A 13,225-nucleotide genomic window follows, 5' to 3' on the forward strand; every position below is an offset into this window, starting at 1 on the left:
GTTGCCTAAGCGCCCAGATTACGACAGAACGACCCGCCCTCCCGACATCGTTCACTGTCGGCGCAACCGGCTAGCTTTGAAAACGTGACAACCCTGGGATTCGCGCAGCGCACCGACACCGATTCCGCCGCCGGAGGAGCCGCGAACCCGGCCGGCTCCGGCCCGTTCGGCCGGGAAGCCGGGCCGAACCCGGTCGGCCTCGACGAGGCCCAACGCGCCGTGGTCGACCTTGCCGACGGCATCTCAGCGGCCGTGATCGGCGCGCCGGGCACCGGCAAGACCACGGCACTGGTCGAACTCGTCGCCGACCGGGTGCTGCAGCGCGGCTACTCGCCGAGCGAGGTGCTCGTGCTGGTGCCCACGCGCACCGGGGCCACCGCCTTGCGTGACCGCCTCGCCCTACGGCTGGGAGTGCCCACCAACGGTCCTCTCGCCCGCACCGCCAACTCGGTGGCGTTCCAGATCGTGCGGGATGCCGTGGCCCGCGCCGGCGGCCCCGCCCCGACCCTCCTCACCGGCGGCGAGCAGGACCAGATCATCGCCGAACTCCTCGAGGGTCACCGGCTGGACCGGTCCGGCCCCGACTGGCCGGACACCCTGGGCGCCGACGTGCGCGCCCTGCGCGGCTTCCGCACGGAGCTGCGCGACCTGATGATGCGCGCCGTCGAATACGGTGTGACCGCGGACGCGCTGGCCCGGCTCGGCCGCAGCAATGACCGCCCGGAGTGGGTGGCCGCCGCCGAGTTCATCCGCGGCTATGAAGACGTGAAGGACCAGTCCAGGCCCAGCCAGTACGACTCGACCGAGCTGGCACAGTTCGCCGCCGCCGTGGTGGCGGAGGCCCCGGCCGGTCCGGCGGGCGCCGCCGTCATCGGAGGGCTCGCCGGACTGCGCCTGATCGTGCTCGACGACGCCCAGGAGCTCACCCAGGGCGTCCTGACCCTGATCCGCCAGTTCGCGGCCCGCGGGGTGGCCGTCGTCGCGGTCGGCGACCCCGACATCAGCACCGGGTCCTTCCACGGCGCCCACCCGGATGCCCTCGGCCGGCTCTCGACCTACCTGGGCGGCATCCCGGTGACCACCCTGGTCCTCGGCACGGTCTACCGGCACGGCGACGCCATCCGCCAGGTGGTGCAAGGGATCAGCCACCGGATCGGCGCCGCGGCCGCCGGCCTCCAGCGCGCCGCCGCCGTCCCGGTCGTCGCGGCGGCAGGCAAGGAGCCCGAAACGCCCGCCGTGCAGGCCGTCCTCGCGGCCAGCCCCGCCGACCAGCTCGCGGTCGTCGCCCGCCGCCTCCGCGAACGGCACGTGCTCGGCGGCATCCCGTGGGGCCGGATGGCGGTCGCCGTGCGCAGCGGCTCCCTGGTGCCATCGCTGTCCCGCGGGCTTGCCGGGCTCGAGGTGCCGACCCAGGTGTCGAGCGCGCAGACCGCGCTCCGCGACGAATACGCGGTCCGGGCGTTCATCCTCGCCCTTGAGATCACCCTGGGACGCAAGACCCTGGACACCACGACGGCGGTCGACCTCCTCCGCGGCCCGCTCGGCGGCCTCGACCCGATCACGCTGCGCCGCCTCCGCGCAGCTCTGCGCCAACAGGAACTCAGTCAACAGGAGCCCAGTCAACAGGAGCCCAGCCAACAGGAGCCCAGCCCGGACGACCTGCCCGCCGCGGGCCGGCGCAGCGCGGACGAACTGCTCGTCGACGCCCTGGCCGACCCCGGGCTGCTCGGCGGCATCGACAACCGCACCGCCCGCCGGGCGGCGAGCTGCGGCGAGAGCCTCCGTGCGGCGGCCGTCGAATACGACGCCGGTGCCACGATCGAGGAACTGCTCTGGGGACTCTGGCAGCGCAGCGGCCTGGCCAGGGAGTGGCATGAGCAGGCCGCCGGCACCGGCATCGTCGCCGACGAGGCCAACCACAACCTCGACGCCGTGGTCGCGCTGTTCTCCGCCGCCCAGCGCTACGTGGAGCGCACGCCGGCCGCCCCGCCGGTTCTGTTCCTCGAACATCTCGTCGACACCGACGTGCCCGAGGACACCCTGGCTCCGCGCGCGCTCGGCGACGCGGTCGTCGTCTCCACCCCGAGCGGACTGATCGGCCGCGACTTCGACCTCGTCGTCATCGCCGGGGTGCAGGCGAACGTCTGGCCCGACCTGCGCATCCGCGGCTCGCTGCTGGGCGCCGGCGACCTGGCGGCGCTCGCCGCGGGCCTCGTGCCGCAGCCGGGCGGGGAGCGCACCGCCGTGCTGCACGACGAACTGCGGATGTTCGCCCAGTGCGCCAGCCGCGCCCGCACCGAGCTGCTCGTCACCGCCGTCGACAACGAGGACAACGAGCCGTCGGTGTTCCTGCGGCTGCTGCCGGAGGCCGTCGCGACCGGCGACCTCGACGCCGGCGATGCCAGCCGCTACCCGTTGTCGCTGCGCGGCCTGGTCGGCCGGCTCCGCCGCGACCTCACCCGGTTCGGCGGCGTATCCGGGCCGGGCGGCGAGGCCACCGACCGGGCCACGGACCGGGCCACGGAAGCCGCGGCCACCCTCGCCCGGCTCGCCCGAGAGGGCGTGGCCGGCGCCGCCCCCGACCAGTGGTACGGCCTCACCGACCCGAGCACCGTGCGCCCGCTCAACGACCCGGAGGCCGGCGACGGGCCGGTGCGGGTCTCGCCGTCCCGGATGGCCGCGTTCGAAACCTGCCCACTGCACTGGGTGATCGGACAGGTCGGCGGCGGCACCTCGAACACCGCCGCCAACCTCGGCACGATCATCCACAAGGTGCTGGAGGAATCCGCCGACCGCAGCCCCGACGCCCTCTGGCAGGCCGTCGACGCCCGCTGGGACGAACTGCACTTCGACGCCGACTGGCAGTCACGGCTGCAGAAGATCGAGGCGCGGGTGCTCACCGACCGGCTCGCCTCGTACCTGCTCGACTTCGAACACACCGGCGGCGCCCTGCTCAGCGCCGAGGGCACCTTCGCGCTCGACGTGGACGGCGCCGTGCTCTCCGGCACGGTCGACCGGGTGGAACGGCTCCGCGACGGGCGGGCTGTGATCGTCGACCTGAAAACCGGCCGCGGCGACCCCATCAGCGACGCCGGCGTGGCGGAGCATCCGCAGCTCGGCGCCTACCAGCTGGCCTTCACCGGGGGTGCCATCGACGGCATCCCGCCCGGCACCCCCCTGGCCGGCGCCCGCCTCGTGATCGTCTCCTCCGGCACGGTCAAGCAGAACTACCGCAACCCGACCCAGCCGGCCTTCACCCCCGACGAGCTCGACGCGTTCCGTCGCCGGGTCGGCGAGGACGCCGCCGGGATGGGCGCGGCCACCTTCGTCGCCGAAATCAGTTCCCACTGCCTCGACCCGCGCTCGCACGGGTCCTGCCGAATCCACGTCATCAAGCAGGTCAGCTCATGAACGCACCCCTTTCCGCCGCGCAGAACCCCGCCGCCCACACCCCGGTCGCCCGGATCTCGGCCCTCCAGATCGCCGAGGCGTTGGAGATGTTCCCGCCGACCGTCGAGCAGCAGGCCGTGATCGAGGCCCCGCTCGCCCCCACCCTCGTCGTGGCCGGCGCGGGCAGCGGCAAGACCGAGACCATGGCGAACCGGGTGCTCTGGCTGCTCGCCAACGGGCACGCCAGGCCCGACCAGATCCTCGGGCTCACCTTCACCCGCAAGGCGGCCGGCGAACTGGCCGACCGCATCGGCAAGCGGATCGACCAGCTCGACGCGAAGGGCCTGCTGCCGCGGGGCGAACCGGCCGGGCCAGACGGGCCGCCCATCGATTCCACCGACCTGTTCAACAGCCCCACCGTCTCCACCTACAACTCGTTCGCCAGCCGCTTGTTCACCGACAACGCCCTGCTGCTCGGCCGGGAACCCGAATCGGTGCTGCTCAGCGAGACCAGCGCGTGGCTGCTCGCCCGGCGGGTCGTGGTCGAGCACGGCGACGGCCGGCTCGTCCCGTTCGGCAAGAGCGTCGACACGGTCACGGATGCCGTGCTCGCGTTCAGCCGCACCCTCGCCGAAAACCCGCCCCCGGTCATCCCGGGCCGGCCGCCCGCCGGCCACGACCTGGCCGGGCTGGCCGACGGTTTCGCCTACCTGCGCGACCTCCCCTTCGGCAACCCGCGCAAGAAGATCCCCTACGCGTCGGTCGACGAATCACTGGCCGCCGTTGGGCCGCTGCCGGTGCTGTTCGAACTGGCCGAACGGTACCGCAGCGAAAAACGCCGGCTCGGACTGATCGAGTTCTCCGACCAGGTGGCGCTCGCGCTGCAGGTCTGCCAGAAGGTGGAGAAGGTCGTCACCCGCTACCGCGACCAGTACCGGGTGGTGCTGCTCGACGAATACCAGGACACCTCCGTGCTGCAGACCGAGCTGCTGCACACCCTGTTCGCCCGGCATCCGGTGATGGCGGTCGGCGACCCGCACCAGTCCATCTACGGCTGGCGCGGGGCCAGTTCCGCCAACCTGCTCGGCTTCTCGCAGAGCTTCGCCGGCCTTTCCAACGCCGAGGCCCCGTCAATGTCGCTCTCCTACACCTGGCGCAACCCGGTGACGGTGCTCGGCGTGGCCAACGCTCTCGTGGCGCCGCTCAGCGACGCGCTGCGGGCCCGGCCCGACGGCATCCAGGTGGACACGCTCAAGGTGCCGGCCGGCAAGGAGCCCGGCAAGGTCGAGGCCGGGATGTGCGAGACCATCGCCGAGGAGGCCCGCACCGTCGCCCGCTGGTTCGCCGGACGGCTCACCCCGGGCGGGGAGCACTCCGGGGCCATGTTGTTCCGGGCCCGCCGGGAGATGGAGTTCTTCGCCGAGGTGCTGCGGGAGAACGGGGTGCGCGCGCACGTGCTCGGCCTGGGCGGGCTGCTGTCCACGCCCGAGGTCACCGATGTCGTCAGCGTGCTGCGCGTCGTGGCGGACCCGGCATCCGGCAGCGAACTCGTGCGGCTGCTCAGCGGCGGCCGCCACCGGGTGGGCCCGCGCGACCTGCAGCAGCTCGCCGCGGTGGCGCGCTGGCTGGCCGCCCACGACTGGGCCCAGCGGGCGGTGACCGACGAGGTCAAGGTCAGGATGCGGGCGTCCGTCGCCGTCGACGAGGGTGCCTCCCTCGTCGACGCCCTCGATTTCGTGGCAACGGCGCCCGACCGGCACGGGCAGCTCGCGGGCTTCAGCGAGCCGGGCCTGGCCCGGCTGCGCGCCGCCGGCCGGCAGCTCGCCTGGTTGCGTTCCCGGGCCGGCCTGCCCCTGCTCGACTTCGTGCGGCTGATCGAACAGGAGACCCTGCTCGACGTCGAACTCGTCGCCAACGAGGCGAACGGCCTGGGCCTGGCCAACCTGTACGCCTTCCACGACACCGTGTCCGCGTTCCTCGCCAGCGATGAGGTCGGCAGCCTGGCCGGCTTCCTGCGCTGGCTGGCGCGCGCAGAACGTGCCGACGACCTGGGCCCCCGGGTCGAGCCGTCGGAGAAGGGAACCGTGCAACTGCTCACCGTGCACGGCGCCAAAGGGCTCGAATGGGACTACGTCGCCATCCCCAACCTCACCGAGAAGAGCCTGCCGGCCCAGACCAGGGAGGGGGCAGGCTGGCTGCGCTTCGGCGAACTGCCCTACCCGTTCCGCGGCGACCGCGCCGAGCTCCCCGAGCTGCACTGGCACGGGCATGAGACCCAGCTCTCATTCGACCTCGAGTTCACGGCCTACAAGGAGCAGCTCGCCGCCCGCCACGACGATGAGGAACGACGGCTGATCTACGTCGCGACCACCCGGGCCCAGCGCGAGCTGCTGCTCACCGGGTCGTTCTGGGGCAGCGGCAGCACCATGCGCAAACCGAGCCGGTACCTGCTGGAACTCGCCGACGCCGGCCTGATCGGCCCGGTCCCGCCCGTCAGCGACGCGTCGGAGAAGCCCGACGCCGGCCTCGACCAGGCGGAACGGTGGCCGTTCGATCCGCTCGGCACGCGGCGCGCCGTCGTCGAGGCCGCCGCCGCCCGCGTCACCCGGGCCGCGGAGGCAGCCGAGGCGGGCACCGACCTGGAGACCCGCTGGTCGCACCCCGTCACCCTGCTGCTCGAGGAACGGGCGCAGCGCCTGGCCGGCTCGGGCCTGATGGCGCTGCCCACCCGCATCTCCGCCTCACGGTTCAAGGACTTCGTCGACGACCCGGCCGGTGCCCTGGCCCGCCTGCGCCGCCCGATGCCCGAGCGCCCCTACCGGGCCACCCGGCTGGGCACCCTGTTCCACTCCTGGGTGGAGCGCCGGGCCGGCGGTGCCGGCGCCGGGGACGTCATCGACGCGGACCTCGGCGAGCTTGACCTCGGCGACCTGGACCCCGACGCGTTCGACCTGGACCTCGACCAGGACCAGCCGCTCGAACAAGCGCAGCTCGAACGGCTGCAGCGCACCTTCGAACGCTCACCGTGGGGCAGCCTCGCGCCCGAGGAGGTGGAGATCGAGATCCACCACGTGCTCGCCGGGCAGGTCTTCGTCTGCAAGCTCGACGCCGTGTACCGCACCGAGACGGGCTACCAGGTCGTGGACTGGAAGACCGGCCGGGCGCCGAAGAACGCGGCGGACCTGGAACTCAAACAGACCCAGCTGGCGCTCTACCGCCTGGCCTACGCGCGCTGGAAGGGCATCGACCCGGCCATCGTCGACGCCGTGTTCTACTTCGTCGCCGACGACACGGTCGTCACCCCCGACCGGCTCTACTCGGAGGAGGACCTGGTCGCGGCCTGGTCGTCGGTCGCCGGCCCGGCGTCGACCTGAACCACGCCGATCGGCCCGGTCGCGTCGTCCGCGAACGGGCTGGCCGAGGTGTCCGACGCGGCCCCGCCGGCGGAGTCGGCCGAGCCGGCGGTGTCATCGTCGAACTCGCTCGGCCCGAACTCGGAGAGGTTGTAGGCATCCGTGTGCATCGACGAGCCCAGGTCACGGCGGGGAATGCCGCGCGGCGTGGCGGCGAGCATGTTCTCCACGTCGGTGACGTCGAGGATGGGCCCGGTCTTCGGCGACAACGGATGCATGGTGTTCGTGTGCACGCTGTCGACCAGGCCGTCGAGCATGGCCACGGCGTCGTCGACGATCGACTGGTTGCGGGTGTCGGTGCCGTGCAGCAGCCAGCGGGCCAGCTCCAGTTCGGCGTAGAGCATGGCGCGCTGGGTGATCCGGGGGTCGTTGCCCTGGCGGGCGGCGGCGTACGACGCGACAGCCGTCTCGCCGGCCGCGCCGCGCGACGCCAGCAGCCAGTTCAGGTCGCGGGCCGGGTCGCCCACGCTGAGCGCCGACCAGCCGAGCACGCCGGAGACGGCATCCTCGCTGATCAGGAAGGACTCGGCTGACATCGACCCGTGCACGACGCAGGGGGCGAACTGCCAGAGCGAGTCGTCGTCGGTGGCCAGCTCCCACCGGCGCAGCAGCGCCGCGGGAAGGTAGCCGGTTGCCGCGGCGCGGTCGATCAGCGCGATGGTGGAGGTGCGGCACTCCTCGGCGCTCTGCTGGGGGAGGCCGGCGGTGCCGACGAACGCCGTCGGCAGGCCGTGGATCGCGGCGATGGCACGCCCGATCGAACCGGACACTCCCGCGTGGCCGGTCAGGGCATCCGCGTCGAAGGAATCGCCGGGCAGCAGCTCATAGACGACCGCGCGGGTGCCGCTGAGCGGCGCCTGGCCGACGAACTCGGGCACGTCGAACGGCAGCCGGCTTCGGGTGCCGGTCGTCAGCGCGCGCAGCGCCACGAGATCGGCGGACTGCTCGGTCTCGGCAGCCTGGCTGGCCGGCACGCGGATGATCAGCTTGCGGCCGTCGCTGTCGATGAGCAGGGCAGAGTCGAAGGCGCCGTGGGCGCCTGGGGTGCGCGCGCTGGACCCGTGCAGCCGAGCCTGGACCACGTCGAGGCCCGGGACAGCGGAGGTGGCCAGCGCGGCTAGAGTGAGGTGGGATCTGGCCATGCCTACTAGGTTAGGTCGACTTCCCCCCGGCGCGGTTGTCCGCCACGCCCCACACCTACTCGGCTGTCACGCCAGAGCCCGAAGGGGTCACCATGTCGTTCTCTTTCACGGCCCGGTTGCCGCTGTCCCGTCACGCGGTCGACCGTGACCATGAGACCCGGTCACGGCCGGGCCTGTTCGACGAGTTGTGGGCGGATGCCGGCACCCGCGTGCTCGTGCTCTGGCGCGGCTCGGTGCTGCTGGCGCCCGCCGCCGGCAGCACCGACGCACCGCGGATCCTCCTGCTCGAGCCGCAGACGGTGCCCGAGGCGACCGTTCGGGTCTACCTCGGCCGGTCGCTGGCCGAGGGCGCCGCCGAACCTGTGGGCACGCGGCTGGTGGCCGCCGTGCTCGGCGACGAGGCAGCGCACACCCTCGAACCGCGCCCGGCGGCGTGGGTGTCGCTGCGCACCGTGGCCACCGAACTGTCCGACCGTGACGCCGGCCTCTTCACCGAGGCCCTCGGCCTGGCCAATTGGCACGTCTCGCACACGCACTGCCCGCGCTGCGGCGCCGCGACCACGGTCGAGTCGGCCGGCTGGAGCCGGCTCTGCCCCGTGGACGGCGGCCAGGTCTTCCCGCGCACCGACCCGGCGGTGATCGTGCTGATCACCGACGCCGACGACCGCATCCTGCTCGGCTCGAACGCGCTCTGGGAGGGCAACCGGTATTCGCTGCTGGCCGGTTTCGTCGAACCGGGCGAGTCGCTCGAAGCCGCCGTGATCCGGGAGATGTTCGAGGAATCCGGGCTCCGGGTCACCGACCCGGTCTACCTGGGTTCCCAGCCCTGGCCGTTCCCGGCCTCGATCATGTTCGGCTTCACCGCCAGGCTCGCCGACGGGCAGTCGCCGGGCGGGCTGTTGCCCGATGGGGAGGAGATCCTCGACCTGCGCTGGTTCAGCCGCGACGAACTCCGCGCGGCGGGGGCGAGCATCATCCTGCCGGGACGCTCGTCGATCGCCCGGGCGATCATCGAAGCGTGGCTGGGCGAACCGATCGACTTCGGACCGGACCAGGTGCACGGATGGCGCTGACCGGCGACGAGCTCCTGGCCGGCCTCGACGACCAGCAGAGAGTCGCCGCCGAGGCCCTCGTCGGGCCCGTCTGCATGCTTGCCGGCGCGGGGACCGGGAAGACCCGGGCGATCACCCACCGGATCGCCTACGGCGTGCTGACCGGCGCCTACGCACCCGACCGGGTGATGGCCCTCACCTTCACCGCCCGCGCAGCCGCGGAACTGCGCGGCCGGCTGCGCCAGCTCGGCGCCGGCGGGGTCGCCGCGCGCACCTTCCACGCCGCAGCGCTGTCCCAGCTGAACTACTTCTGGCCGCACGTCGTCGGCGGACAGGCGCCCCGCATCCTCGACGGCAAGGGCCGGCTGCTCGGGCACGCCGCGGAAACCCTGAAGCTGAAACTGGACACGGCCACCCTGCGCGACCTCGCCGCCGAGATCGAGTGGCGCAAGACCAGCGGGCTGAGCATCGAGCAGTACGGCGCGGGCATCGCCAGGCGCAGCCTGCCCGGGCGTCTCGACGTCGACCAGGTCATGGCCATGCAGGAGAGCTACGAGCGGCTCAAGGATGAGCGGAAGCAGATCGACTTCGAGGACGTGCTGCTCGCCATGGCCGGCATGATCGAGGCGGAACCGTCGGTCGCCCTGCAGGTGCGGGAGCAGTACCGGTTCTTCATCGTCGACGAGTACCAGGACGTGTCGCCCCTGCAGCACGACCTGCTCACCCTCTGGCTGGGCGAGCGCCGGGACCTCTGCGTCGTCGGCGACGCCAGCCAGACCATCTACTCCTTCGCCGGGGCCCGCAGCGATTACCTGCTCAACTTCCCGAAGCGGTGGGAGGATGCGACGGTCGTGCGGCTCGAGCAGAACTACCGGTCGACGGCCTCGATCGTGGCCGCGGCGAACCAGCTGATGCGCGGCCGGGCGGGCGCCCTCACCCTGCACGCCCACGCCAGCGAGGAGGGAGTCGTGCCGATCGTGCGCGAGTACCCGAACGACATGGCGGAGGCCAGGGGAGTGGCGCAGAGCATCCTCGACCTGATCGAGGGCGGAACCCGCCCGGAGAACATCGCCGTGCTCTACCGGATGAACGTGCAGGCGGCGGCGCTGGAGACCGCGCTCGGCGACATCGGCGTGAACTACCAGATCCGCGGGTCGAAGCGGTTCTTCGACCTCGCCGAGGTGAAGCAGGCGGTGATGCAGCTGCGCGCGGCATCCGTGTCGATCATCGGCGAACCCCTGTTCAAATCGGTCAGTGACGTGCTGCGCTCCCTCGGCTGGAGCCAGAGGGCACCCGACGCCGCCGGGGCGGTGCGCGACCGGTGGGAGTCCCTGAACGCGATCATGGGCCTCGTCGACCAGGCCGCCCCCGGCACGACCTTCCGCCAGTTCACGGACGAGCTGATGGAACGCCAGGCCGGGCAGCACGAGCCAACGGTGTCGGCCGTGACCCTGGCCACCCTGCACTCGGCCAAGGGGCTCGAATGGGACGCCGTGTTCCTGGTCGGCCTGTCCGAGGGGCTGGTGCCGATCAGTTACGCCGCCGGCTTCGACCAGATCGACGAGGAACGCAGGCTGCTGTACGTGGGCATCACCCGGGCACGTCGGCGGCTCGGCCTGAGCTGGTCGGCGGCGGGCCACCAGCAGCGTTCCCCACGAGAGCAGTCGCGGTTCCTGGCAGAGATCGGCATCCGCACCGCTCGTGTGGCCGGTGCTCGCGGCGCCTGATCACCCCCGTCGTCACGTCGAGCACCAGTGAGGTGCGGGTCAGGCTCGACCGGCCGGTGTCGAGCCGGTCCTGCACGAGGCCGGCGACGCGTGCGGCGACGTCGATGCCCAGCCGGCGGGTTTCGGTGGGGGCGGTGCGGGTGAGGAGCTGGCAGGCGATCGCGGGCCAGGCCGGGTCCGAGTCGAGGTGGGCCAGCTCGAGGCAGTAGAGGCACGGGCCGGCCCCCGGTTCCACGAGCGGACCCATTCGCACCTCGCTGTCGCTGAAGACCACCGGCAGGTGCGGCACGTCCCCGCGCAGCCAGCGGCCGTGCCGGGCCGGCTCGAGCGCGTAATGGCCGACGATGACCGCCAGTGCGGGCGGGTTCGGCGCGGCAGGATTCACGGCTGCCCGGTTCGGCCGGGCCGGGTCGTGGGCGGGGCCGACGACTAGCAGGCCGAGGTCTTGCAGCAGTGCTCCGATCCGCAACGCGGTCGGGCCGGCGCCGTCCACGCAGACGAGGGCGGGGGAGCGCGGCGGTGTGGCGACGGGGACAGGCTCCGCGCCGGTGGGCCACGGCTCCCGTTCGTTCGTGACGATGAGGGCAGGTCGCAGGGACTCCAGCAGTGCCAGGGTGGCGGCCTCGGATGTCCCGGCCCGCCGTCCGAGCATCATCGCACCGGAGCGCGGCACCCCGGAGACCAGGGCGGCGAGGACGTGCTCCTGTCCGGCGCCGACCGGGGAAATCACGACGAGGGGATGGTCGATGCCGATCTGGATGGTGTCGGGGGTGCGCCAGACGAGGGGATAACGGGGGTTGAGTCGAAGAGTCATGCGGTGATGATGCCGGAGTCCGTGCCCGCCCGCGCGAGTCATCCACAGGGTCGGCGGGCCGGCGCGGGCCGTGCGGACAGGTCCGCCCGATCCTCGGCTCCAACCCAGATTGCGCCTTTAGGCTGGCCTCATGACGGCCAGAAAAGTTCTCGTGACCGGCGCCACCGGATACATCGGCGGGCGCCTTGTTCCCCTGCTCCTTGATGCCGGAAACGAGGTGACCGTGCTTGTGCGGTCGCCGCAGAAACTGACCGATGTGCCCTGGAAAGACCAGGTCAGGGTCGTGCAAGGGGACCTCGGCGACGCGGCCGGAGTACGGGCGGCGCTCGCCGGGATCGACACCGTGTACTACCTCGTGCACTCGATGGGCACCAGCGGCGACTTCGAGCGCACCGAGCGTGTCGCCGCGCAGAATGTGGCCGACGCCGCCGCCGCGGGCGGGGTCTCCCGGATCGTCTACCTGGGCGGGTTGCACCCCGATGCCGCCGAGCTGTCCCAGCACCTCCGGTCCCGCGCCGAGGTCGGGCGGATCCTCCTCGCCTCCGGCGTGCCGACGGCCGCGTTGCAAGCCGGCGTCGTGATCGGCTCCGGGTCGACCTCGTTCGAGATGATTCGGCACCTCACCGATGTGCTGCCGTACATGCCGGCGCCCAAGTGGGTGCGCAACCGCATCCAGCCGATCGCGGTGCGCGATGTGCTCTATTACCTGGTGGCCGCCGCGGACCTTCCCGCCGACGTCAACCGCGCGTTCGACATCGGCGGCCCCGATGTGCTCCGCTACGGCCAGATGATGAACGGCTACGCGCTCGAGGCAGGCCTCCGCCAGCGCCCGATCGCCTCGCTGCCCGTGTTCACACCGTGGCTCGCCTCGCAGTGGGTGAACCTCGTCACCCCCATCCCGCGCAGCCTCGCCGTGCCGATCATCGCCTCGCTGCAGAACGACTGCGTCGTGCACGAGCGCGACATCGACCAGTACATCCCGCGCCCGCCCGGCGGCCTCACCGGGTACCGGCGGGCAGTGCGCCTCGCCCTCGGGCGGATGCGCGACGGGGACGTCGAGACGAGCTGGCGCAACGCGTCGATCGAGGGTGCCTCGAGCAACCCGTTGCCGAGTGACCCCGACTGGGCCGGCCACCTCGTCTACACGGACCTGCGGGAGAAGCACACGGCGGCGAAACCCGCCGACCTCTGGCGCATCATCGAGGGCATCGGCGGCGACAACGGCTGGTATTCGTTCCCGCTGGCGTGGGCGGTGCGCGGCTGGATGGACAAGATCGTCGGCGGCGTGGGACTGCGGCGCGGCCGCCGGGACCCGCAGCGCCTGCACACCGGTGACGTGCTCGACTTCTGGCGGGTCGAGCAGATCGATCGCGGAAGGTTCCTGCGGTTGCGGGCGGAGATGCGCGTCCCCGGGCGGGCCTGGCTGGAGATGACGGCGGAACCGGCCCCCGACGGCGGTTCGATCTACCGCCAGCGGGCCGTGTTCTTCCCCCGCGGACTCGGCGGCCGGCTCTACTGGTTCTCCATCCTGCCGTTCCACGGTGTCATCTTCAGCGGCATGGCGAACCGGATCACGGCCGCGGCGGCGTCGAAGCAGGCTTCCGTCGCCGCCGAGGCCGACGCCGAGGCCGCCGTCGTAGACAGCTCGCTGCCGGCCGGAAAGAGCTAGGCCGACTGCCCCGCCCGG

At 72.3% G+C, this 13,225-nt stretch carries 6 protein-coding genes; 5 read left to right on the plus strand and 1 reads right to left on the minus strand.

Features of this window, described 5'->3' with window-relative positions; all coding sequences use genetic code 11:
• Positions 1-84: 84 nt before the first annotated feature.
• Complete coding sequence (locus IWX89_RS03820; protein ID WP_307836407.1) at positions 85-3,411, plus strand: ATP-dependent DNA helicase; 3,327 nt, start codon at positions 85-87, stop codon at positions 3,409-3,411.
• A complete protein-coding gene (locus IWX89_RS03825) occupies positions 3,408-6,764 on the plus strand; it encodes an ATP-dependent DNA helicase (RefSeq protein ID WP_196902257.1) in 3,357 nt (1,118 codons plus the stop codon). Before IWX89_RS03820 ends, IWX89_RS03825 begins: the two co-directional genes overlap by 4 nt.
• On the opposite strand, the gene IWX89_RS03830 is transcribed toward IWX89_RS03825, so the two are convergent.
• Positions 6,704-7,945: a phosphotransferase gene (locus IWX89_RS03830; RefSeq protein ID WP_196902258.1), complete on the minus strand. Its 1,242-nt coding sequence runs from the start codon at positions 7,943-7,945 to the stop codon at positions 6,704-6,706. The genes IWX89_RS03825 and IWX89_RS03830 overlap by 61 nt on opposite strands.
• 92 nt (positions 7,946-8,037) lie before the next feature.
• Between IWX89_RS03830 and nudC the strand changes: the two genes are divergently transcribed.
• From nudC to IWX89_RS03845, 3 genes are all read left to right on the plus strand, one after another.
• Positions 8,038-9,018 (plus strand): NAD(+) diphosphatase, encoded by a 981-nt coding sequence (gene nudC, locus IWX89_RS03835; RefSeq protein ID WP_196902259.1) that lies wholly within the window; start codon positions 8,038-8,040, stop codon positions 9,016-9,018.
• Positions 9,009-10,724: an ATP-dependent helicase gene (locus IWX89_RS03840; protein ID WP_134510639.1), complete on the plus strand. Its 1,716-nt coding sequence runs from the start codon at positions 9,009-9,011 to the stop codon at positions 10,722-10,724. Before nudC ends, IWX89_RS03840 begins: the two co-directional genes overlap by 10 nt.
• 944 nt (positions 10,725-11,668) lie before the next feature.
• The gene (locus IWX89_RS03845) at positions 11,669-13,207 is read left to right on the plus strand and encodes an SDR family oxidoreductase (RefSeq protein ID WP_196902260.1); all 1,539 of its coding nucleotides are present in this window, start codon (positions 11,669-11,671) and stop codon (positions 13,205-13,207) included.
• Positions 13,208-13,225: the final 18 nt, after the last annotated feature.

Origin of the sequence: Cryobacterium sp. MP_M3 (genome assembly GCF_015752155.1) — a bacterium.
Lineage (GTDB): Bacteria > Actinomycetota > Actinomycetes > Actinomycetales > Microbacteriaceae > Cryobacterium.

Bases quoted from the DNA above. Each gene is read 5' to 3' on its own strand.
- IWX89_RS03825 (WP_196902257.1), top strand. From the start codon at position 3,408: ATGAACGCACCCCTTTCCGCCGCGCAGAACCCCGCCGCCCACACCCCG.
- IWX89_RS03830 (WP_196902258.1), bottom strand. From the start codon at position 7,945: ATGGCCAGATCCCACCTCACTCTAGCCGCGCTGGCCACCTCCGCTGTC.
- nudC (WP_196902259.1), top strand. From the start codon at position 8,038: ATGTCGTTCTCTTTCACGGCCCGGTTGCCGCTGTCCCGTCACGCGGTC.
- IWX89_RS03840 (WP_134510639.1), top strand. From the start codon at position 9,009: ATGGCGCTGACCGGCGACGAGCTCCTGGCCGGCCTCGACGACCAGCAG.
- IWX89_RS03845 (WP_196902260.1), top strand. From the start codon at position 11,669: ATGACGGCCAGAAAAGTTCTCGTGACCGGCGCCACCGGATACATCGGC.